This is a genomic window from Gardnerella sp. KA00718 (genome assembly GCF_049244285.1).
In the GTDB taxonomy this organism is placed as follows: Bacteria; Actinomycetota; Actinomycetes; order Actinomycetales; family Bifidobacteriaceae; genus Bifidobacterium; species Bifidobacterium vaginale.
This window is the reverse complement of the sequence record NZ_CP058370.1, coordinates 1437826-1461679: the sequence shown is the minus strand read 5'-3', so window position 1 is coordinate 1461679 and position 23854 is coordinate 1437826. Positions and strand designations below refer to the sequence as shown.

The following is a 23854-nucleotide window of genomic DNA, read 5'->3' as shown; positions in this document are numbered from 1 at the left end:
AGGCGATTATGGACACAATTAAGTTAAGTGGTATTAAACCTAGTGATACTGATGCTTTTATTGGCTTATATACTCGCCTTAGTGTTGATGCTGTTTTGAGTTTAGATTTGAGGGCAGCGGTTGCTGGCGACTCTACCCAAACGGTTGATATTGCCCAGATTTCTAAAAGACTTAGCCGCGTTTTGGACTCGTGTGTTCAAGATGATGATATTGCTAAGAATTCTTCGATTTGTTTGGAGCTTACGGCTGGAAGGCTACTGGATTCAGCTATGAAATCTTGGCTTGTTAAACAGGCAGAGATTACTGTTAATGCGCAGTTTAAAGCTGATTTTAACGATGCTTCTTATGATTTACCTAATGCAGATGGCGTGTCTATTACGATTCGTAGGGTTGCAGACGATGTGGAAACATCGCAGATTTTTGGATTGGCGAATCCTACGGACGCGTCGCTTTTTGCGGCTGAGCAGAGGGAAAAATTACAAGATGAGACTTCGAAAGATGAGTCTAAAGATAAGTCGCAAGCAACCAGCGATTCTAATTCTTCTTTAGATTCTGTCTATAGCCAATCTGGCTATAATCCAATTATCACAACTGCAGTAGTGTCAATGCAGGGAGAAAAATCAGAGTCAACAAAATTCGCCATGCTAGATGTAATCACGAGTTTGGAGCAATCGAAAGAACCTATTTCAACTCAATTAGACGGCGTTTCGGCGTTATATCAGGTAAGCTCTGATAAAGGCGAAGAATATTCTGCAATAATAGTGGTATCTAGTACAATGGTAGAAGATGATTTAGCGCTTAAGATCAAAGAAATGCAAATTTCTCAAGAACAAAATTTGCGATTGAGAATTTTAGGCACGAGGCAATACGGATCTGATAGTTCAAACACAAAGACTATGGATTCAGATAGGCTTGGTTCACAGCTAAATGCTGCACAATTGGAGCCATGGATGCAAATTGAGCCAGATGCTTCAATTGACGGAGAACCACTTGCGTACAAACTTGCGTTTGCACCAGATGCAGCGCGAGTCGGTATTTATTCAGAACGTTGGATTATGGGAGAGTGTTGATGAAAGCTTACCGCACGCCTTGGTGGTACTTTGTACTCGGGGTGCTATTTGGATTTGTATTCGGCGCATTCCTGGTGTCTATTACGGAATCAAGCGCAATATCGCTTTCTGGTGCGCCGTGGGTTGTTCTTGCGTTTATGACAATTGGTGGAATAGTTACCTTTATTCTTACTTGGCAGACGCATCAGTATGTTACTGCAAAGCCAGAGGAGCATAAGCATTTAAATATGCAGCTTGCTGTTGCAGCTCTTATGCTTGCAAAAGCGCTTGGAATGGCTGGAGCGATTCTAACTGGCTGGTATGCTGGGCAACTATTCATGTGTTGGCCGCATGCAAATATTCCGCTCTATTCCAACATTATTCGTGAATGCATTATAGCTGGAATAGTATGTCTTGTAGACATGATTATTGGTATTGTGGGTGAGTGGATGTGCCAACTTCCTCCAGAAGATGGTGCGGATACATCAAGTGGTACTTCCGACAGGGCACAGTCAGCTGCTGCGATTTAAAATTATTTAAAATATAAAATTTAAAAATATAAGTATAAAACCGAAATACAAAACATAAACACAAACCTAAAATTTAAAAATCTGCTGTAATAATTTAATTTTAATTCAATTTAAATTCAATTTTTAAGGATGGTATATTACTTTGGCTGAATTTATTTACCAAATGATTAAGGCACGCAAGTCTTACGGGGATCGCGTGATTCTAGACGACGTTACCTTAAGCTTCCTACCAGGCGCAAAGATTGGCGTTGTAGGGCCTAACGGCATGGGTAAATCAACGTTGCTGAAGATTATGGCTGGTTTGGAGAATGTATCAAACGGCGAGGCTTCGATTACGCCAGGTTATACCGTTGGAATTTTGCAGCAGGAGCCACCTCTAGATGAAACGAAGACGGTTGGCGAAAACATTAAGATGGCATTTGGTGAGATTGCGCAAAAAGTAGCGCGTTTTAACCAAATCGGCGAAGAGATGGCAAATCCAGATGCTGACTTTGATGCATTGATGGAAGAAATGGGTAAGTTGCAAACAGAGATTGATGCTGCAAATGGTTGGGATTTGGATTCTCAGCTTGAGCAGGCGATGGATGCTTTGCAATGCCCAGATCCAGATTCGCCTGTTTCTGTGTGCTCTGGTGGAGAAAGGCGTAGAGTGGCGCTGTGCAAGCTTCTTCTTGAAGCCCCAGATTTGCTGCTGCTGGACGAGCCTACAAACCATTTGGACGCTGAGTCTATTCTTTGGTTGGAACAGTTCTTACACAAGTATGAAGGCGCTGTTATTGCTGTAACCCATGATCGCTACTTTATGGATAACGTAGCAGAGTGGATTTGTGAAGTTGATCGTGGTCAGCTTTACCCATACAAGGGCAATTACACCACTTACTTGGAAACCAAGGCTAAGCGTATGGAAATCCAGGGTGCTAAGGATGCCAAGCTTGCTAAGCGCTTAAAGAATGAGTTGGACTGGGTGCGTAGCTCGCCGAAGGCTCGTCAGGCTAAGAACAAGGCTCGTTTGGAGCGCTACGACCAAATGGAGCAAGAGGCACGCAATTCCAAGAAGCTTGATTTTTCGGAGATTCAAATTCCTGCAGGTCCACGCTTGGGATCGCAAGTTTTGGAAGCGAAGCATATTCACAAGGCTTTTGGAGATCGCGTGTTAATCGACGATTTGTCGTTTACTTTGCCGCGTAACGGCATTGTTGGCGTGATTGGTCCGAACGGCGTTGGTAAGTCTACGCTTTTCAAGACGATTGTTGGCTTGGAGCCACTTTCTGGTGGAGAGCTTACAGTTGGAGATACTGTGAAGATTTCTTACGTGGATCAGAATCGTGCAGGATTGGATCCTAATAAGAACTTGTGGGAAGCTGTTTCAGGCGGACTTGATTTTATTGAAGTTGCAGGCGTTGAAATCCCTACTCGCGCATATGTTGCAAGCTTTGGATTTAAAGGTTCGGATCAGCAGAAGCTTACGGGCGTGCTTTCTGGCGGCGAGCGTAATCGCTTGAATTTGGCTTTAACTCTTAAGCAGGGCGGCAACTTGCTGCTGCTTGATGAGCCTACTAACGATTTAGATGTTGAGACTCTTGAAAGCTTAGAGAACGCTTTGCTTGACTTCCCAGGTTGCGCTGTAGTGGTGAGCCACGATCGTTGGTTCCTTGACCGCGTTGCCACGCATATTCTTGCATGGGAAGGCGACGATGAGAATCCTGCAAAATGGTACTGGTTCGAAGGTAACTTCCAAGCTTACGAAGAAAATAAGATCGCACGCCTTGGTGAAGAAGCTGCTCGTCCTCATCGCTTGCATCGTAAGCTTACTCGCTAAATCGCGTATAACTCGTGCTATCAGAGTAAAACTGAATTAAAATCACGTATTGAGCTAAAAAGGAGAACAAATGCCGATACTTGATAAAAATGATTCTTCTAAAGTCCAAGAGTATGAGGAATTCATAAAACATTCGCCTTATGGAAACGCTATGCAAGATATGCGTTGGGCAGATGTGAAAAGCAACTGGATTAGTGAATACGTTTATCTAGAAGAAAACGGTAAGATTACAGCAGCAATGTCTGTTCTCGGCATAAAAGCTGTTGATGATAAAATGTTCCTCTATGCTCCTCATGGACCAGTAAGTGATTTTTATGATATAGAAACCACTAAGAAGCTGATTGAAGAAGCTAAGCCTCTTATTGAAAAGTACAATGCATTTTTGCTACGAATGGATCCTTGCGTTAAAAACGATCAAGATCTTGTTAAGAAGTATAGAGAGCAAGGTTTTACTTTTAGGAGCGATGGGGAAAAACTTCACTCTTTCTCCAATCCTCGATATGAGATGATGCTAGACCTTGAGGGTAAGTCTACGGATGATCTTCTTGCTGGGTTTAGTGCGATGACAAGAAGGCACATAAGGGCTTCTTTAAAAGCTGGCGTTACATCTAGGTGGAGTCGTTCTCAGGAAGATATTGACAAGTTCTATGAGCTTACTGAGATTATGGCAAAAAGACACGGTATTACATACAGACCTAAAGAGTATTTTGAGAGATTGCTTGCAGCTTATCCAGAAATGAGAATTTATAGCACGGACTATGAGGGTAAGACTATTGCGTGCATGATTGGTTTGCCTTATAACGGTGAATTATGGTACATGTATGGTGCTACTGCGACCATGCAGGGCAAGGTGAGCCCAGGGTATTTGTCTATATGGGATTTGATTCAGTGGGCGCATGAGCTTGGAATGAAGTACTTTAACATGGGTGGTGTGTTCTCACTTGATGTTAGCGATGGTCTTTATTTCTTTAAGTATGGTTTCTGCAAGGCTACTGATCCGTTTATTTGGATTGGTGAGCTTGATGTCGTTGCAGATGAGGATGCATACAGCAAGTTTGTTAATAGGTGATCTCCTGAAAATTTGCTATTTCTAGAGTGCTATAGTGCGCGAGTTGGGGTGAATCTGGTGCAAAGTACATCATGTCGTTCGCGCGCTACGCTTTAAGAGCTCATGCAGGTCGCGTCTCCCGTGTTTGTTTCTATTTTGCTCAAAAAGGGAACAAATGCGGGAATATTCTTACGTGATTTTGATTATCTTGTAGTGTTTTTCTTATCCCGCGTTAGTTTACTTGTATTCGAGTGTAACGGCATGTCGTGTATAGCTTATGCTTATCAATATCATTAATAAAAAATATATAGCGAAAATTTGTGTAAACCTTATTTTGTTAATGTTTAGTAAGGAAAATCAGTAATTTTTTAAAAAATAATATAAATCTGTGATTAAAATCACTCAACAAATTCTCTCAAAATTATTGAATTTTTCCACGGGGGGGGGGGTAGATTACTCTAATTGGCAATTTGCTATCTCTGTGCTTTGTTTTGTTAGTTATTCTACATTTTATGAACAAATATTTGCCTGTGATGCAAAAAGTCGAAAAGTATAGACGTCCTAAAAGGGTGAAGTATATGACGAGTAAACAAAATAGCGCGAAACACATATCCATATCTAAAAAGTGCACAAAATCTTCGTACCTAGATAATTCTGTTATCGATTCAATGGCGAAATCGATTACGTCTACAAACTTTGAGGCAACTTCTTCTAGAAGGGTCTCTGTACTTCCTAAAATTGCTTTAACAGCAGTGCTAGCAAGTTTGCTTGCATGTGGAGCAGGATTGCCATCTAACCATGCATGGGCTAATGGCGTGAATATGCCTGACGGCAGCTATAGGTATGCGAATCGTGATTCTTCTACAAAGGCGCAGAGGTATGTTGATATTAAAGCACTTCCTTGCGATAAGAATCAGGTAACTGATAAGAATAAGGCTGATAGAGAAACTTACGGACAGTATTACAAGGTCGAATACCAGTTTAATTCTCAGGGTGAATGGTGGGGTGGTCGACCATTCTGGTGGGCGAGCGTGCCTAAGGATGTTGACATTGTAGATAATAAAGTTACTTTGCATAAAGATGAACAGTTGACTGGTGATGGCGGTTCCAAACAAACAGGTGCAACATATGGAAAGGATGCTTGGAATCAGTCTGCAAGCCGTTTCTGGTTTAGTAAGAATACGGAGAAAACTGAGTTTGAGAATAACTGGAAGAGGATGACTGGCGAAGACAGTGGTTATAACAACTCAGGTGATACTTACAATACTTCTACAGCATATATGAACGATACGAGTGCACTAATTATTAACTGGGAGAGTAGAGGCAATAGAAAATCTAAGATTAGCTTTGTTATCAAACTGAAAGATAAAACGGAGCCTTTAAAGTTTGCTGCAGGTGTGTACCAGGTGATGGGCAACTGGCATTACACTGTTGGCAAAGTTGATATTGCTCCAACGTTGCCAGAGTATTCCAAGGAATTGGAACTTAATTATCCTCAGGCTACAGAAATTGCTACATTTGGACAGCCAACAGAGTCTGAGCGAGATAAAATACTCAGCAAGCTGTGGGATGCTAATAAGAGTAATACCGATGTGCTTAAAAAGCTTAAAGGTATGGAACAGACTCAAACTGAAGCGGCTTTCAAACAGGCTGTAAAAGTCAATAATGATGGTAGCGCGACTATTACGTACAAAGATGACTCTAAGGATACTATTTCTAAGGAGAATCTAACTAAGCGCTACGTGCCATTGTCAGAGCGCACAAAAATTACGTATCCAGCTTTGACTCCTGTGAAGAATACGTCTTCTCTTGATTCAACAGAGAAGACGCAAGTTGAAAATGCTATTAAGAATGCTAATCAGAATAAAAATATCAAGAGTGTAACTGTTGATGGTAACGGTAAAGCGACTATCACGTTTGATGATAAAATTGGCACTCCTTCCACTAAGACAATTGAAGGCCAGTATCTTGTAAAGAAGCAGCGTTCACTTGCGGATAAGTTTACCCCTTACTATCCAGTGCCAATGGCAGTTGGAAATCCAAGTAATTTGTCCGCATCTGAACAAAAAACATTGTTAGAAAAAATCTATGAAATTAATCAATCTAACAAAGAATTCATGGATGCTATAGGAAATCCAAATACAGACGATGCTAAGAAAAAAGCTATTTCTGTTAGTAGTAATGGTGATGTAACTATCACTTATACTGATAAGTCTAATGATAAGCTCGATGGCAGCAAGATGGTGTATAAAAGTAAGCCACTCGCTGATTTGACGAATATTACACTTCCAGCTCGTACAGCAGTTGATAATGCTAAGAGTTTAAAAGAGGAAGAACAGAATAAAGTTAGAAAAGCTATATTAACAGCCAATAATGGTCTTAAAAGCAAGCTAAAAGGTAATAATGAAAATAGTGCTATCACATTTGATAATGATAAGCATATTATGACTGTTAAGTTTAGTGATGATTCAACTTCTACCTTCGACTATTCTGAGTTGGCGTATACCAATGGTAATCCAGAAAAGCCAAAAACTGAAACAAAAAATAATAATGGTTACAAGTACAACATCACTAAGATTGCTATTAACGATAAGGATAAGCCGCAGGTTGCTGATTGGAATAGTTTTGTCATAAAGTTCATTCAAGATAATTGGAAAGTTAAATCAGGAAATGCTGAAATAACTACAGATTTTATAACTAAGACTGATGGCTTACTGAATAAACTTACCACTACTGGTGACAGTATAGGTAATGGAATGCAACTTTACAGATATAGTGGACAGTGGATTGAAAAAAATGGATCTAATCTTAAATTGGTTAGAGGTGGATTTGGTGGTGAAGATGGAATTGTAACAATTTATTTAGGCGACTCCATTGAAGTTAGAAAATCTAGTAAATATGGTGGTTCTGATTTAGCATTCAGTCTTACTAAGAACGATTGCTTTGTATCTAATGCTGCCGCTCCTAAGCCTGAAGAACTTAAGAAAGAAGCTAATGATCTTATTGACAAGATTCTTAAGAAGAATGGCTTAAATGATGAAGAAATCAATAAGTTTAAGCAAGAACATCAAAGTGAAATCAACAAGATTGCTAAGCCAGACGATTTAGACAAGATTATTAAGTCTGCTGATAAGCATGGTCAAGATGAGAAGAAAAAGAAAGATGCTCAAAAGCAGATTGAGAATGCTCAGGATAATCTTGGTTTACCTGAAGATCAGAAGAAAGAACTCAAAAAGAAGATTGGTAATGAGACTGATCCTGAAAAGATCCGTGAGAAGATAAACGAGTTCCAAAAGGATCAGGATCAAAAGAAACAGGAAGAGCATAATAAGCAGCAGCAACAAGCTGATCAGCAGGCTGAGCAACAACAGAAACAGCAGCAGCAGAAAGATAATACGAAGGTTGATACTGATATACAAACTCAGAATCAACAGGAGCAGCAAGACACAGGCAAGGCTGAAGAAGCTAAGAAGAAAGCTGAGCTTGAGAAGCAAAAGCAGTCTGCTATTGATGAAATTAGCAAGAACGACAAACTTAAGCCTGAGGACAAAGAGCAGTTTATTAAGAAGATTCAGCAGGCAACTGATGAGAATGATATAAATACTATAAAGCAACAGGCTGCGGAAAAGGCTACTCAGAATCAGACTGCTTTTGATAACAGTAATAATAATGGTCTTGATACTGCTAAGCAAGCTGCTAAGGATACTATCGGTAAGCTTACTAATCTTAATGATACTGAAAAGCAGAAGTATCAGGGTGATATTGATAAAGCAAATAGTCTTGATAAAGTTGCAGAGATTCTCAACAAAGCTGAGTTTGAGGATGCTAAAGCTGCAGCTAAGAAGAAGATTGCTGATCTGAAGCAGAAAGGTGATCTTACTGATCAAGAAGCTACAGATCTAAATAATCGCATTGATAAAGCTAATGATTTGCGAGAAGTTGAGGGTATTCTTGAGGAAGCTGAGTTAAATAAAGCTAAGAGTGATGCTAAATCTGATGTAGATAAGCTCACGAATCTTAACAAAGCTCAAAAGGATGCTTTGAAGCAGAAAATTGATGATGTTGAAACTGATCCTACCAGCGATAATTTGAAGACTGTTGATCAGGCTAAGACTGCCATCACTGCTGTTGTTGCTAAGGCTAAAGAGCTTGACAAGAAGATGAGTGATCTTAAGACTCTTGTTGATTTGGTCAATAAACAGAAAGAAACTCTTAAGAAGTCTGATGGTTACAAGGATACATCTAAGAAGAATGCTTTTGACACTGCATTAACAAATGCATCTACTCTTGTTGATCTAACTAAGGGTACGAATACTGATGGTGCCAAGGTTGATGAGACTAAGAACACATTAGAAAATGCTGTTAAGGATCTCGGTGGTAATACTGTTGACAAGTCAAAGCTTCAGCGTGAAATTGAGACCGCTTATGAATGGCAAGGCAAGAATAAGCAGGGTAAAGATGATTCTTCTATAAAGAAGAATCCAAAGTATGAGAATGCTTCTAAAGATAAGAAGAATGATTTTGATACTGCTCTGTCTAATGCAAAGAAAGTTTATGACCAAAAAGATGCTTCACAGGTGTCTATTAATGAGGCTGAATCTAAGTTAAGCAAAGCAATTGATGCTCTTGATGGTCATAATAAATCTGATTTGAATGATGCCATAAAGAAAGCAAATTCAAAGAAATCTGAAATTGTTTACAATAACGCGTCAGAAGATAAGAAATCTGCTTTTGATGAAGCGTTAAGATATGCTGAGGGAATCGAAAAGAAGCTTGGCGCATCAGATGTTGAGATTAGTAAAGCAAAAGACGACTTGGATAAGGCACTTAACGATCTTAATGGTAAGGTTAAAACTTCTGATTTGGAAGCTGCTGTAGAAAAAGCAAAGAAAATGAGGAAGTCAACAACTGATCCTAAATCTGATGGCGATCCTAAGTATGAGAATGCTTCTAAAGAAAAGAAGCAAGCTGTTGATACGGCTCTCAATCGCGCTGAGTCTGCTCTTGCTGACGCTAAGAATGATAAGTCAAAGAACACTCCTGAGCAAAAGCAGAAAGCTATTGATGAAGCATTAAATAAACTTAATGATGCTATTAGTAATCTTGATGGTGTTGACAAGACTAAGTTGACAGGAAAGCTTACGGAGGCAAAAGGTAAGAAGGATACTCCTGCTTATAAGAATGCTTCTAATACCAATAGTAAAGCGCTTGATGACGCTATAGCTTCTGCAGAAAATATCGTAAATAAAGCTGGTGCAACAGAGAAGGAAATTTCTGATGCTATCAATAAGCTTACCAAAGCTATCGATGGTTTGGATGGTCATGATATTTCTGATTTGCATAACGCTGTTGATAATGCCAATACTAAGAAGTCTAAAGTGTCTTACAAGAATGCCAATCAAGATAAGCGAGATAATTTTGATAAGGCTCTGAAAGCTGCTGAAGAAATCTTGAAGAACCCTAATGGTAAGACTGAGCAGGCAATAAAGACTGCTAAGGATAATCTTGAAATTGCATCGAACGAGCTGGATGGCGTTGTTGATACATCTAAGCTGCAGTCTGAAGTTACTAAGGATACTGATATAAAGGATAAGCCGCAGTATAAGAATGCTGATAAAGATAAGCAGACTACTTTTGATCAGGCTCTTATCGAAGCTCAGAATGCTTTGAGTGAAGCGAAGAACAATAAGTCTCAGTCTCCTGAGGATAAGCAGAGTGCTGTTGACAATGCTTTGCAGAAGCTTCAGACTGCTGCAGCTTCGTTGAATGGTGCTGATATTAGTGCTTTGCAGGAAGAGATTGCTCTTGAAGGCACTGTGAGAATGTCTTCTGTGTACCTATATGACACTTCGGATAAACAGACTGCATATAATGATGCTTTGCAAGATGCGCAAGATCTCGTTTCAAAGTTGGCTGATATATCTGGTACTGGTAAAGATCTTGCTTCTAAGACTCAATCAGAGCGTCAAGCTCTTGTTGATTCTGCTTTGAAGAAGCTCCAGCAGGCTAAGAATGCGTTGACTGGTGTAGCTCCTACTCAGTCTCTGTCTCCAGTTATTCCTGTGAATCCAGAGTTTGAGCAAAAGCCTGTTCCAGTTCCAACTCCCGATACAACTCCAACTCCAGAGCAAACTCGTGATTCTGGTTTTGGTGTGAATGATAATGCGCCAGCTATTGTAGATAAGGGCGAGTTGCATTTGCAGATCGAGGGTGCTGAATCCGATTTGCAATCTAGCGATAATGCCAATGGTTCGCAGCAGAACAATGTGGATGATAACTCTGGCAATTCTATTAATTCAGGGAATGTTAGCAAGAGTACAAATAGTGGTAATGGTGTCACCAGCAGTTCTGCTGCTAAGCAAGATAATGCATCCAATGATAATGGATCACATGATGCAAATATCGATTCTGGTGTAGAGAATTCTCCAGCTGTTAAGCAGGCGGATATTGATGTTTCTAAGGCAAAATCTAATGTTGATAGTGCTTTGGCGGAAGCTAAAAAGGTAGCGGACGATCCTCATAGCACTCAGGAACAAGTGAATGCTGCTGTTGAGAAGCTGAGTGCTGCACGTAAGGCTTTGCTTGCTGCTAAGTCTCGTGCTTCGCAGGTTCGTGATGATGTTCGTGCTCAGGTTATTAAGAATTCTAAGTCTGCTGGTATGCGTGCTTATTCGAATGCTGAAATGAGTAGTGATAGTAATAAGCGTGGAGAAATCAGTGGCATGAATACTGGTTCTGTTGTTGCTCCTACTGGGCTGCTGGCATCGCTTCTCGCTGCTGCTGGAGCGCTATTTGCTGCTCGTCGTGGTGGATTGCGCAAAAATAAGTAAGCAGTTTTAGCAGTGTAAATTGGTTGCTCGGTTTTATAGCTTTTTGCTTGTAGCTGAGCAACTTTTTTTATTCTCGTAACCTGCATGGCTGACTAGTTTATAACCGTATGCACTATGCAGGTCATTTTTTACTTGTATTTGTACGTGCTATGGGGGTGAATATGGCGTAGGGTGTGTTTCGACGTTCGCGCGTTACAGCGCGCTCACGTCTTTGTCTGCTATTGTTCCTTTTTGCCCGCATTTGTAGTCGTTTTTGTATAAAGAGGGAACAAATGTGAGAATAGGGTTACGATTATGTGAGCGTGCTGTAACGTGCGAGCTTTATGGCTTCGAGTTGAAATATGTGATATATATGAAGTTGTAGTGTTTTTGTTCCCAAAATGCGTAGTTTTGAAAACAAAAACACTACAGAGTAGTAACATGCATATGTACTAAGAATGTGTTATGTGATTATTAGAGGTTATTTTTGTTGCTGCTATTTATTTAGAAACAAAATGTATTTCACTCATAGCCATATGATGCCAAGTATTTCCGATATCTACAGGAATAATACGATAGTATTTAAAAGAATTCTTTAGAATAGCTGCAGGGATTTTTATATATTGGCGTTCTATATGGACTTGAGAAGTTTTCCAAGGAATAGTAAAAATCATATCTTTTTGTCCATCTTTTATATTTTCCCAATTTATTCCATCTTTAGATGTGGAAAGCTTAAATTTTTTAATTGCCTGATCATTACCGTAGTTAGCGTAGAACTCTATGCCAGATATTGATCTACATTTATCAAATTTATAATTAATTGATATCTTTTCTTGCTTTAAATGAGAAGGCTTAAAGTCGAATACTCCAGTTTTATATCTATTGGTGATCTCCCCATTAAAAAGATTATCTATAGCATGAGGTTCTACAGGAACAAGTCCATTAGAACTATATCGTTTCATATTGTTTGCTGAAAATTCAGGCGTGATAACCATGTGGGTTACATGACTGCTATGTTTCTGCAAAGAAACAATATTTACAATCCCACGTTTCATTACTGTTTTACCGCTACGTAATTTTGAAATATCATCTTCTGTTATTGGATCCCATGTTACTGGTTCTTGAGTTTCTATTCCATCACTCCAATTAACGCGTACATATGATTTTGTGCCTAATATGTTCTTTTCATAATAATCCTTAATACCATCACCATTAATGTCATAAGATTTTGTATTTATATCTTTATTACCAACAATTGGGTTTTCAGCAATAATGCTAACAATATGTAATTGATCGGAGGATAAATTATGTTGATTTTTAGGTAACTTTTTGTAAACTCGAACATAATCTATATCCATGGTATTAGGATAAGGCTCCCATTGCCATGACCCTGTCCAACCTCCTGATCGTTTTTCGTATAAAGACAAAAGCTGAATCATAGGATAGTCAATATTTACTGATACTTTAGCGTATTCATTACCATCTACATAAAAAACGATACGATCTGGGTATCCAGAGCGTGTTCCTGTACCTTTTTGCCAATCAAAACCATATACATGATATTCATCATTGAAACTCTTATTTTTGTCGTAATACGATCTCAATCCAGTAAAATGAGGAAAAGCAATTTTATCTCTCCAAGAATGTAGATTTGGTGGAACCTTATGATTGTCCCTGCCTTGTACTTCCATGATATCAATTTCAGCACTTTGCTCTGGAGTATCTTCAAATCCTAAGAGCCACCATGCGCTATGTCTAGCAGAACCAGGTTGACCTTTCATTCTCATCTCGTAATAGCCATATTGATTAATATGAGTTAGCTCTGTTTTGTCTGGATTGCGAACGATGTTTTTTCCTGTCCAATTGTGTAAGCTATTGCGATTACCGGTAGAAATACCGCTAACAATAGTTTGCCCATCAAATTCTGGACACCATGGTTGAGAATTTTGATTAATCTGTAATTGCAAATGTCCATTATTAACTAGATAGTTACTCGCATTTTGCGAAGTAGTGCTCCATGAAGATAGATATTTATTTACCCAATATTTTGTATCCAAATTATTTTCATTAAATTCATCATGAAAAATCAAACGATAGCCTTGTTTTTGTAGTTGATTACCTGGTATATTCTTACCAAATTTTGCGTAAAATGTGACGCCATTGCTTAGTTCAGAATGAAGAGTCTCAGGAATTAGAGATAATTTAAATGGGAAGATTGCCTTATATTCATTTCCTGAGCTTTTTATTCGCCAAAACCAGCCTAGAAAATCTTTACCTTTCCTAATAGGATTTTCTGGCAGATTACTGTCATAGATCGTATAATCTTTGCCATTAAAATCGACTTGTAATGTTTTTATTACGTTGTCGTCAATCATGAAACGAACAGGAATATTTGTCTTGGCTTTATCAGTGTCTCTATTCTCAAATGTACGGCTATGCTTAGAATTGATTTCTAAACTGTTTGCCACCGAAAACCAGTTACTTTGTACAACACATGTACTTATACATATAGCAGAAAATATGCACATGCACTTTTTATTAAAATTGATTATCTTCATTGATTATCCTAATTATGTAAAAACATTTAGCTATAAATATTTAGCCCTTTACTGATCCAGCTAAAAGACCAGAAACTATCCACTTCTGGCAGAAGCAGAAGAAAATAAACACTGGAATCAAAGCTAATACAGTCGTTGCCATGAACAAAGGCCAGTTTGTTGTGAATTGTTGTACAGCATTGTAAACCTGTAAGACAACAGTCTGTTTGTCTGTTGATGATAAGAACACGCTTGGTAAAAGAAAGTCATTCCAAGTGCCCATTGTTTGGAAAACAACTACGGCTACAATAATTGGACGTATAAGAGGCAGAACTATAGTCCAATATATTCGGAATGGTCCTGCGCCATCAATTTTTGCTGCTTCAAATAATTCTTGTGGAAGAGCTTTCATATAGCCAACAATAAGGAAATAGCAAAAGACGCAGCTACCCATATATAGTGCTACAAGACCTGTAAGAGTATCTGTTAAACCTATTGAAGATTCCATACGGTATAAAGGCAATAAAGTCGCTTGTACTGGTATTGCAAATGTAATCATTAGGATTGACCCAATAATCATAGTAAAAAGAGATTTTTTCTGTACTACACCATAAGCTGCAAGTGATCCGATTAATACTTGCAAAATAACAGCAACAGCAGTCACAATAATTGTGTTTATAAATGCTTGAATGATTGTTCCATCTGCAAACGCATCTATGTAATTATTCCATAACCATTGTGTTGGTAGCTGCAATGGGTGTTTAATCATGTCGATAGGTGTTTTGAATGAACTAATTACAACGTAGTACAGGGGGACAGCGCATATTAGAGCAATTGTCCAAACAACTATAGTTCGAACTGTTTGAGATACGATTTTGTGACGCTTGTTCATTATTGGAATCTCCTTGCAACTGTGCTTGATACCTTCATTTGGATTGCAATAACAATTACGCAAGCAATCGTGAATAATGTAGATAATGCTGATGCTAAACCAACGTCAGATTGTCCCATGCCGCGCATAATTATCGCTTGAGTTATGGTATTTGTGGAATGACCAGGACCTCCAGCGGTCAATGTGTATGGTAAGTCGTATATTTTCAAAGCAGTTGTCATCAATAAAAATGTTGAAACAACCATTCCTGGAATTAACTGTGGCAAAGTTATATGAACGAATCGCTGTAAACCATTCGCACCATCTACTCTCGCTTGTTCATAGAGATCTGCTGGAATTGCCTGAAGCCATGCGATGTATAAAGTAGCATGCCATCCAACTTGCATCCATACTGCTACGAACATTACGCAAAAACGTGCCCAGTTATCTTGAGAAAGCCATTGAATAGAAGGTAAGCCAAATGTGTGTAAAACTTGATTGGCGACTCCAGAATCTAAAGGAGAAAAAATGTATTGCCAAATTAGACCAATTACCGCTTGTGCTGGTACTCCTAGGAAGAAGAATAATGATCGCAAAAAACTCTTACCAATCATTGCTTGATTTAAAACAACGGCTAGAGGAATTGCCAGACATGTAACTACGATGGTAACGATGAATGAATACATCAATGTAAAAATTAATGCTGAAAGTAATGATGTGTCAGAAAAGACTTGTTGATACTTTTGCAAGCCGATGAAGTGAAAATTTAAATCGTAGCCATTGAAATCAGTAAATGAGTAAAAAATTGATTGCATTAAAGGAATTAAAGTTAACACAATAAAAATAATCACTATTGGCAATAGGAACCAAAATGAAGTTAAATTATCTTTAAAGGCAGCTGAAGATACAGAAAACTTATGTCTTATTTGCTCAGAATTGCTGTTATTATTTGGTGAACACCTCATAGTAATGCCCCCTCTATGATCTACAAATCTGCTATTGCTAACAGGATTACAGATGCAAATTACTCTTGTCAATGAAAACGGGTTGCACTCTGTAACAGATTTTACTGATTTAAAATTTCAGAGTGCAACCCATTCTGCTTATACTATTTCATCGAATTCCATTTATCGTCTAACAACTTAGTGAATTCTTTTGGAGTGATTTTTCCTTGAACTAGCTCTTGTTGACGAGATGCCATTTCTGTCATCATTGCGCTAGGAGACTTGGAGAAGTTCACCCAGTAGAATTTGTTATTTTGGAAATAATCTTTAATAACTCCAGCAAGTTCAGCAGGAGGATCTGCGCGATACTTATCAGATAATGACAAAGTTCCAGCATTTGTTGTGAACGTCTTAAGACCATCCTTGCTGTTCAAATATGCTAAGAATGTTTTTGCTGCTTCTTGCTGAGCTTTAGATGCTTTAGCTGCAATAGCGAATCCTTGGTCAGGGCCACCATTAATCCACTGCTCTCCATTCTTATAAGAAGGCATAGGAGCAACACCAAAATTAATTCCAGAGGCTTTTACATCTGCCAAATCCCAAGGACCAGAACGCATAACTGCAAGATTTCCAGTGACAAATTCTTGCTTTACCTGATCTGCTGTTAGGCCAATGCTCTTATGAGGAATGACTTTTGCGTCTATAGCTTTAGCCCATTCGCTCAATGCTGGAGTCCACTCTTTACTAAATGTTGAAGATCCGTTCCAGATTACTTCGTCTTGCTTATCGTTTTTGTCAGAAGCATATTTACTTGCTAATAATGCCTCGAATGTGCCAGATGGCTGTGTGTTAAAATCTTCCAAGAATGCGACTTTACCAGAATCATTAATCTTCTTGCCCATAGTAATAAAGTCGTCCCATGTCTTAGGGAATTCAGTGTATCCAGCTTGCTTCAAAATATCTTTATTGTAAAACATTGCACCAACCCAAGCAGAAACTGGCATGCCATATGTTTTACCGTTGTGTTGGAATAGCTTGAAGTTTGATTCATCAATTCCAGAGAAGAATTTTGATCCTGAAATATCCAGAGCTTGACCAGATTGCATTATGTCAGTGCGGTTATCCATTGTTAAATTGAAAATCGTCGGAGGAGTACCGCCAGCTAGTCGAGTTTGCAGAGTTTGGATGTATTGCGTTGAATTTTGACCATATTGCGCATCAATCTTAATATTTGGATGTGCTTTTTGAAATGCTGAAATTACATTGCCTATCTGATTTTTCTTGAAGTAAGAATAAAACGAAATAGATACTTTTCCAGCAGAATTTCCATTGCCACATGCTCCCAATGGTAATAACACTGTGGCGAGTGTCACCAGTGCCACCGCCGTGCGCTTTACATTTCGAAACCCACACCTCATTGTGATTTCCTTTCTTTGTGATAGCAAATCTTCTACCATCTTTTCAATACGTATTAGTACTGATAGGTACAGTATGACACATATCTTATAAAAATGCAACTTAAATATAGTTATATGTGTTTTTAAAAAGATATATAACAAGCGTAAAAATAGTGATTTATTAAGGGATTTCGTTATTTATGGGCAAGATAAACTTGTATGGATAAAGAATATTTTATATATATTAGACAATATCCATTATTAATATTATAGTAATAATACGTATTAGTAATAATTGAATGTATACAGATAATATTTTTTAGGATGCAAGATGAACGTGGAAATTAGTCGCACAACGGATGTGCTAAATACAGCAGAGACAACAAAAACAAATGTAGTTTCAAACATGGCTTCAAACATAGCTGATAAATTTGTAACCACAATTAGGTTGCTCGAAGGGGAGCGCTGGTGGGGTGGAACAGTAATTGATGGGATATATGAACCATTTGGGAAACAAGTATTTACAAGAGATTTGTCTGAATGGACTCAAAAACTAAGAGAAGTTCCTGAAGCCTCAAATCAATCTTCTCCGCTACTAATATCTACGTGTGGACGATATGTATGGTGCAAAGAACCTTTCAAATTTACATTCGCAGATAGAACTCTATCGATAGAACATTCATCATCTCTAACGTTTACCAAAGTTGGAGATAAATTATCTGATGCTTATAAGTATGCTTGCAATAAATATTTTCCACCAAGCGGTAGAAGTATACCTGCAGATCTTATTGATAAGCCGCAATATAATACTTGGATCGAAATGCCTTATGCTCCAACGCAAAATAAAGTAGAAAATTATGCGCGTCAGATTCTTGAATTAGGAATGCCATCTGGAATCATTATGATTGATGACAAATGGTCACCTGATTATGGTGATTGGACATTTGATATTTCGCGTTTTCCAAAACCTCGTAAAATGATTGACTCATTGCACGAACAAGGCTTTCGTGTAATGCTTTGGCTCGTGCCTTTCATTAGTCCTGATTCTGAAAATTTCCGTTATTTGGAAAAAGAAAATCTTTTATTGAGAAGTGTAAATGGGGAAACAGCAATACGACGATGGTGGAATGGCTTGAGTGCTGTTTTGGATTTGTCGCATCCAAAAGCAATCTCTTGGTTAGAAGAGAAGCTTGATGCTCTTAGACAAATAGGTGTTGATGGGTTTAAATTCGATGGTGGTGATTTTTATGAGTGTCATAACGATGACATTTCATACGAATCAATGACGTCTGCAGAATTTTGTGAGCGATGGGCGAAATTCGGGTTGCGCTACTCTTACAACGAGTTTAGAGCATGTTGGAAAATGGGTGGTCAGCCTTTAGCGCAGCGCTTACGAGATAAGCCACAATCGTGGGGGGTTGAAGGTCTACAATCGCTTATTCCAGAAATAATAGCTCAAGGTCTTATTGGTCACGCATTCACATGTCCAGATATGATTGGTGGAGGCGAAATTGAATCTATGCAAAATGCTAATAGTATAGATCAAGATTTCTTTATTCGGTATGCACAGATTGCAGCATTATGTCCTATGATGCAATTCTCTACTTTACCTCACCGTGTTTTAGATAAAGAGCATATGAAAGCTCTAATTTGTGCTATAAGAACAAGAGAAGCACATTTGCCGACGATACAAAAGTTTGCATTAAATGCTGCTAATACTGGTGAGCCAATAGTACGACCAATGTCTTACCACTACGATCATTGTGAAGATATAATTGATCAATTCTTACTTGGAGACAGAATTATAGTGGCTCCAGCTCTTCATAAATATCAAAAACAGCGTTCTGTTTATATTCCTGATGGAAGTTGGGAAAGTGATGATAAAATTATTTTTGATGGACCAACTACTATCATTGTTGATACGCCGTTGGATCGAATTCCAATATTCACAAAAAAAATGTAGAGTATATTTTGTATATACTATATATTCTGTATATTTTGGGATTGATGGCAAGTAGTACAAAGGTTGTAATTGCTTAGCGATAGGTTGTAATGCAATGAGAATTTCACAAGACGGATTTGCCTACAAAGCTCCTACAAGTAAAGATGTAGCGACTTTAGCTGGAGTTTCGCAAACAACTGTTTCGTTTGTTATTAATGATAAAAACGGGATTGCTCCTGAAACACGTAACCGTGTACTCAATGCAATGCGCACACTTAACTATCATCCTAACGCTGGCGCTCGCATTCTTCGAACATCTAAGACGAACATTATTGCACTATTTGCAGAGATGCGTAGCAATAAAGATGCAAATGAAACTACTCCTTACATAGATACCATAGTTCGTTATGCTGAAGAACATGGATATGATGTTATTCTTAACACAACTGCACATGATTCAAAGAGTATACAAAGATTAGCTAATAAGACACTTTGTGATGCTTTTATCCTTATGGATATTGAGACTAATGATCCTCGTATACCAGTAGTTTGCCAATTGACTCAGCCAACAGTGCTAATTGGAAGACCTAGAAATGCGCAGGGCTTGGATGTCGTAGATTTAGATGCTCGTATTGCAGGACGCATGGCAGTTGATGAACTATATGAGACAAATCATCATCATATTGCTGTAATAGGGGAGCCTGTGAGTAACCCGTACTCTATAGACTTTGAAGAGCCTGAAAACATGTTCTTTATTCACGAGTTCCATATGGCCATACGTCAAGAATGTGAAAAGCTTAATATTCCGTATTCTATAATCCCAAGAAAATCTCCAGACTGGACAGGTTTTGTTGAATGCGCTGACAGATTATTGAAGTACAAAGATGATAGACTTGGTATTATTGTTCGTCAGCCTAGTGTGGCTCAGTGGTTGTTATGGTATTTGAAAGAACGAAATATTCAGCCTGGGAAAGATTTATCGGTTATCGTACATTGTTCTGATGATTATGCAGAGAGTTTCCCAACGCCTATTACTAATATTTCAACTGTTCCAAGAGAAGTTGCAAAAACTGCGATTCAACTAGTACTTCAGAGACTAGATAGTGAATCCAATCAACAGCATTCTGAATTTAAACAAAATAAGATTATTTCTAATCGCACTAATCGTGAGATACTTGTAGCTCCATCTAATATACATAGGAGAGCAACGACTGTTACATCATGGTAATACGCCTTTTAAGTATTTCATATGCAATTTGTGATATAAAAGTATTATGTCTCTTATGCGCAAAACAAAGCACGTGCTTATGAATAAACTTAAACGCGTGACATGTTTATGCGCAGCTGCGTCGATTTCTCTATTGGCGGTAGCGTCTTTGAGTGGGTGTGAGCCTAATAATCACGCGGTTGGGGATACGGGTAAGGCAGACGACATAGTTCACGATGGCATTGACGTAGAAGATATCAAGCTACTTATAGTTGGGTCAAAATCCGCATCTCTTGATTCCAAGCTTCTTCATTTATGCGAAAAATCTGGTTTGAGTGCAGCTTATGCTTCTGTGTCGGATGTTAAGAACGCTAATGAGGCTGCAAGGGATGCGATTAAGTCTGCTTCCGAGCAGCCTGTTTCTATGATATTGATTAACAACATCAATATTGATGCTTCAGATTCTACAGATTTAGGTGTTAAAAGCAATGCTGGTGGAGCGCATGTAGATTCAAAGGCTCGTGAATCTTGGATTGATGCGCTTAAATATGCTCGTTTTGCTGGAATACCAGTAGCTCTTGTGAATCCTAAAAATCCTCCAAAGGATTCAACTTTGTATGCTGCAAAATTGTATATTTTCAAGGATTTAGACAATCAAGCTTTGTTTGAGTTTAATAGGGATAATAAGTCGAATGTAGATAAATCGGGAAAAATTCAACATTCATCTCTTCTAAAAATCGTTCGATCCTTAATAGATAATACGCCTCACAGCAGGGATGTGATTATAAATGACAAGAACTAGCGTAATTAAGAAAGATTTGCCAGAGACTTCGCGGAGGCTGCAGATGCGTGATTTGGATAATTTGTGTGACATAAGTGACATGTCGGATTTGCCTGATTTGCCAGAAGTTAACGAATCTGGTTTAAATGCAGATGAAGTTTCTTATGCTGTGGAAAATGGCGACGTTAACATTACGACTAATCGAACGTCTAGGTCTGTGCTTTCTATTGTGCGCGCCAACGTGTTTACACTTTTTAACGCGATTATCTTTGTAGCAATGGTGGTTGTTCTCGCTACTGGATCTTGGAAAGATGCCGTTTTTGGTTTTGTTATTTTGATTAACACTGGTATTGGTGTTGTTACTGAGTTGCGTGCAAAACACACGCTTGATAGGCTTTCGATTCTTGTGGCTTCGCGGTCGATTGTGCGACGAGGCGGAAAGAACGTTTTTATAAACCATTGCGATATTGTGCTTGGTGATTTGTTATGGGTTCGTGCTGGAGACCAGGTTCCTGCAGACGTGCAAGTGCTTGAATCTTGGGGTCTGGAGATGGATGAGTCAATGCTTACGGGCGAATCTGCAACTGTACGTAAGGCTGCAGAGGATCGTGTATATTCTGGCTCTACCGCTGTTTCTGGTGTTGCTTTGGCTCGTGTTACGGCTGTGGGTGGAAACAGTTATGCTGCTAGATTGGCTGCTCAAGCAAAGGTTTACACTAAAACAATTTCGGATTTGAGCCGCGGAATTAACACGATTTTAAAGTGGATGACGATTGTTGTTGTGCCTCTTTGCGTTTTGCTTGTATGGTCTCAGATTAGTAAGGTTGGTGGTTTTGCGCTTGCGTGGCAGACTGGCAATTGGCGTAGTGCCGTGGTTTCTGCTGTCGCTGGTGTTGTTGGCATGATTCCAGAAGGTCTTGTGCTTTTAACTTCGCTTAATTTTGCTGTTGCTGCTATGCGCCTCGCTCGAAAAAAGACTCTGATACAAGAGCTAGAATCTGTGGAAACTTTGGCGCGAGTGGATTGTTTGAATTTGGATAAAACTGGCACTATTACGGATGGTGGAATCGCATTTGTAGGCGTGGATTTGCTTGATGACAATTTAAGTGATGTTGCAAAGCAGAGCAGCGCGGATGCTTTCGACTTGAATGATGGTTTGCGCGGTTTTGTAAATCAAGCTTTATTTGATTTGTCTAATGAAGAAAATCCAAATGCTACTGGTATAGCAATTATGGAAGGTCTTGGTAGTAAAGATACCTTTAGCAAAGGTCTTAATGATAAAAACGTTGAAAATCAGGGTGTATCCTCTGGCTGCGTAATAAATAATCGTCTTCCGTTCTCGTCTTCTAGAAAATGGAGTGCTATTAATTACAAGCATAAAGATGGTAGTTTTGAAACTTGGTACATGGGTGCTCCAGAAGTTTTGGTTAGTGCGATCCGTGAGTTTCGTGATTGTTCTGACGGCAATTCTGATTCTAACTATTCTAATATGCGCTCGCATGAGCAGTTTGATCGTATTTTGCATAGTGTAAACGAATATGCTCAAAAAGGTGAGCGTGTGCTTCTCCTTGCTTTAGATGACAGCGATTCATGTGATTCTACTTTTTCTGATTCTCCTACTATTTCTTCTAATGCGCGTCCTGTTGCCTTGGTTCGCTGTTCGGAGAAAATTCGTTCGGATGCTAGACAAACGCTCGCATGGTTTAGGAAACAGGGAGTTAGATGCCGTGTTATTTCTGGCGATAATCCTATAACAGTTGCTGCAGTGGCTGAAAAAGTTGGATTAACCGGCGATTCTAAGCCTGTTGCTATGGATGCTAGGAATCTTCCTAAAGATGTTAATCAGCTTTCTCAGGTGCTTGAGAATGTTGATGTTCTTGGTCGTGTTTTGCCAGATCAAAAAAAGGCAATTGTTCAGGCTCTGCATGCTCAGGGTCATGTTGTTGCTATGACTGGCGATGGTGTTAACGATACTCTTGCGCTTAAAGAAGCGGATTTGGGTGTAGCTATGGGGAATGCTGCTCCTGCAGCTAAGGCTGTGGCTCAAGTTGTGCTTGTTGATTCGTGTTTTTCGCATCTTCCAGACGTGGTTGCTAGGGGTCGTCAGGTTATGGCAAATATGGAGCGTGTTGCAGGATTGTTCCTTGTTAAAACTGTGTATTCTGCACTTATTTCGGCTGGTGTTGTTCTTCTTGGTCTTCACTTCCCGTATTTGCCTCGTCACATAACTTATATTGGCTCGTTAACAATTGGTATTCCAGCGTTTTTGCTGGCTTTGGCTCCTAATTCAAGACGTTATATTCCAGGGTTTTTGCATCGTGTTGTGCGTTTTGCTCTTCCTAATGGTGTGGCTGTTGCTATATCTGTGTTGGTTACGGCTGTTTTTGCTCCTATGATGTTGGTGCGTGGTTTAGATGCTTCTGGTGTGAGTGCTTCCAAGCTCATTGTTGGTGCAGCCAAGTCTTTGGATGTGACTCGTAGTATTTGTTCGGTTGTTGTTTTTGCGCTTGGTGTAGTGGTTTTAGCTACTGTTTCTAAACCTATTTTTTCTTGGCGTGGAATAATGGTGTTGTGCTTTGCGCTGGCTGGTGTTGTGGGTGTGTTTATACCGTTTGTCGCTCATTTCTTTGATTTGCACATTCCAACTAATGGGAACGATATGTTTGTTATGATTTGTGCAGTAATGTTTGCTTTTGTTGTGTGGATGCTTTTACACTTATTTAGCAGACTAATCGTAAGTTGGTTAGACAACAGTCATTCTTCTGATATTTCTGCTGCAGATATTTCTATGGATGAAGATGCTGATTAGCTTTTATTAGCTTTTATCAACTTTAGTTGGTTTTTGGGTTTTGTAGTGCATTTTATTTTTATGTTGAACGCAACGTATATCGAATCGCTGCGTGTCGTGACTTTGAAATTA

General features: G+C 38.9%; 13 protein-coding genes. 9 read left to right on the top strand and 4 right to left on the bottom strand.

Going from position 1 to position 23854, the window contains the following annotated elements; all coding sequences use genetic code 11:
* The first annotated feature begins 8 nt into the window (after nt 1–8).
* From HXT55_RS05945 to HXT55_RS05925, 5 genes are all read left to right on the top strand, one after another.
* Entirely contained in the window at nt 9–1070 is a 1062-nt protein-coding gene (locus tag HXT55_RS05945; RefSeq protein WP_004112237.1) for a dihydroneopterin aldolase, read from the top strand.
* Entirely contained in the window at nt 1070–1579 is a 510-nt protein-coding gene (locus HXT55_RS05940) for a DUF3180 domain-containing protein (protein WP_004115730.1), read from the top strand. Before HXT55_RS05945 ends, HXT55_RS05940 begins: the two co-directional genes overlap by 1 nt.
* A 142-nt stretch (nt 1580–1721) precedes the next feature.
* A complete protein-coding gene (ettA, locus tag HXT55_RS05935; RefSeq protein ID WP_004122991.1) occupies nt 1722–3398 on the top strand; it encodes an energy-dependent translational throttle protein EttA in 1677 nt (558 codons plus the stop codon).
* Nucleotides 3399–3468: 70 nt separating this feature from the next.
* Entirely contained in the window at nt 3469–4467 is a 999-nt protein-coding gene (locus tag HXT55_RS05930; RefSeq protein ID WP_004112243.1) for a lipid II:glycine glycyltransferase FemX, read from the top strand.
* A gap of 557 nt (nt 4468–5024) precedes the next feature.
* Complete coding sequence (locus HXT55_RS05925) at nt 5025–11276, top strand: sugar-binding protein (protein ID WP_421792720.1); 6252 nt, start codon at nt 5025–5027, stop codon at nt 11274–11276.
* Between the two features lie 479 nt (nt 11277–11755).
* On the opposite strand, the gene HXT55_RS05920 is transcribed toward HXT55_RS05925, so the two are convergent.
* The 4 genes from HXT55_RS05920 to HXT55_RS05905 all read right to left on the bottom strand — a co-directional run bounded on the left by HXT55_RS05920 (nt 11756) and on the right by HXT55_RS05905 (nt 17025).
* On the bottom strand, nt 11756–13723 hold the full coding sequence (locus HXT55_RS05920; RefSeq protein WP_032834382.1) for a family 16 glycosylhydrolase: 1968 nt from the start codon (nt 13721–13723) through the stop codon (nt 11756–11758).
* Nucleotides 13724–13853: 130 nt separating this feature from the next.
* Nucleotides 13854–14684 carry a carbohydrate ABC transporter permease gene (locus tag HXT55_RS05915; protein ID WP_004115716.1) on the bottom strand — a complete coding sequence of 277 codons (831 nt, stop codon included), beginning with the start codon at nt 14682–14684 and terminating at the stop codon, nt 13854–13856.
* Entirely contained in the window at nt 14684–15628 is a 945-nt protein-coding gene (locus HXT55_RS05910) for a carbohydrate ABC transporter permease (protein WP_004112250.1), read from the bottom strand. The genes HXT55_RS05915 and HXT55_RS05910 overlap by 1 nt, the downstream gene beginning before the upstream one ends.
* A 143-nt stretch (nt 15629–15771) precedes the next feature.
* The gene (locus HXT55_RS05905) at nt 15772–17025 is read right to left on the bottom strand and encodes an ABC transporter substrate-binding protein (RefSeq protein ID WP_004112252.1); all 1254 of its coding nucleotides are present in this window, start codon (nt 17023–17025) and stop codon (nt 15772–15774) included.
* A 310-nt stretch (nt 17026–17335) separates the two neighbouring features.
* Between HXT55_RS05905 and HXT55_RS05900 the strand changes: the two genes are divergently transcribed.
* The 4 genes from HXT55_RS05900 to HXT55_RS05885 all read left to right on the top strand — a co-directional run bounded on the left by HXT55_RS05900 (nt 17336) and on the right by HXT55_RS05885 (nt 23743).
* The gene (locus HXT55_RS05900; RefSeq protein ID WP_020760919.1) at nt 17336–18967 is read left to right on the top strand and encodes a glycoside hydrolase family 31 protein; all 1632 of its coding nucleotides are present in this window, start codon (nt 17336–17338) and stop codon (nt 18965–18967) included.
* Nucleotides 18968–19061: 94 nt separating this feature from the next.
* Nucleotides 19062–20174: a LacI family DNA-binding transcriptional regulator gene (locus HXT55_RS05895; RefSeq protein WP_004575042.1), complete on the top strand. Its 1113-nt coding sequence runs from the start codon at nt 19062–19064 to the stop codon at nt 20172–20174.
* A 46-nt stretch (nt 20175–20220) separates the two neighbouring features.
* Nucleotides 20221–20955, top strand: coding sequence for a hypothetical protein (locus HXT55_RS05890; protein ID WP_064623338.1), 735 nt, complete (start codon nt 20221–20223; stop codon nt 20953–20955).
* Nucleotides 20942–23743, top strand: coding sequence for an HAD-IC family P-type ATPase (locus HXT55_RS05885; protein ID WP_373271642.1), 2802 nt, complete (start codon nt 20942–20944; stop codon nt 23741–23743). Before HXT55_RS05890 ends, HXT55_RS05885 begins: the two co-directional genes overlap by 14 nt.
* Nucleotides 23744–23854 lie beyond the last annotated feature (111 nt).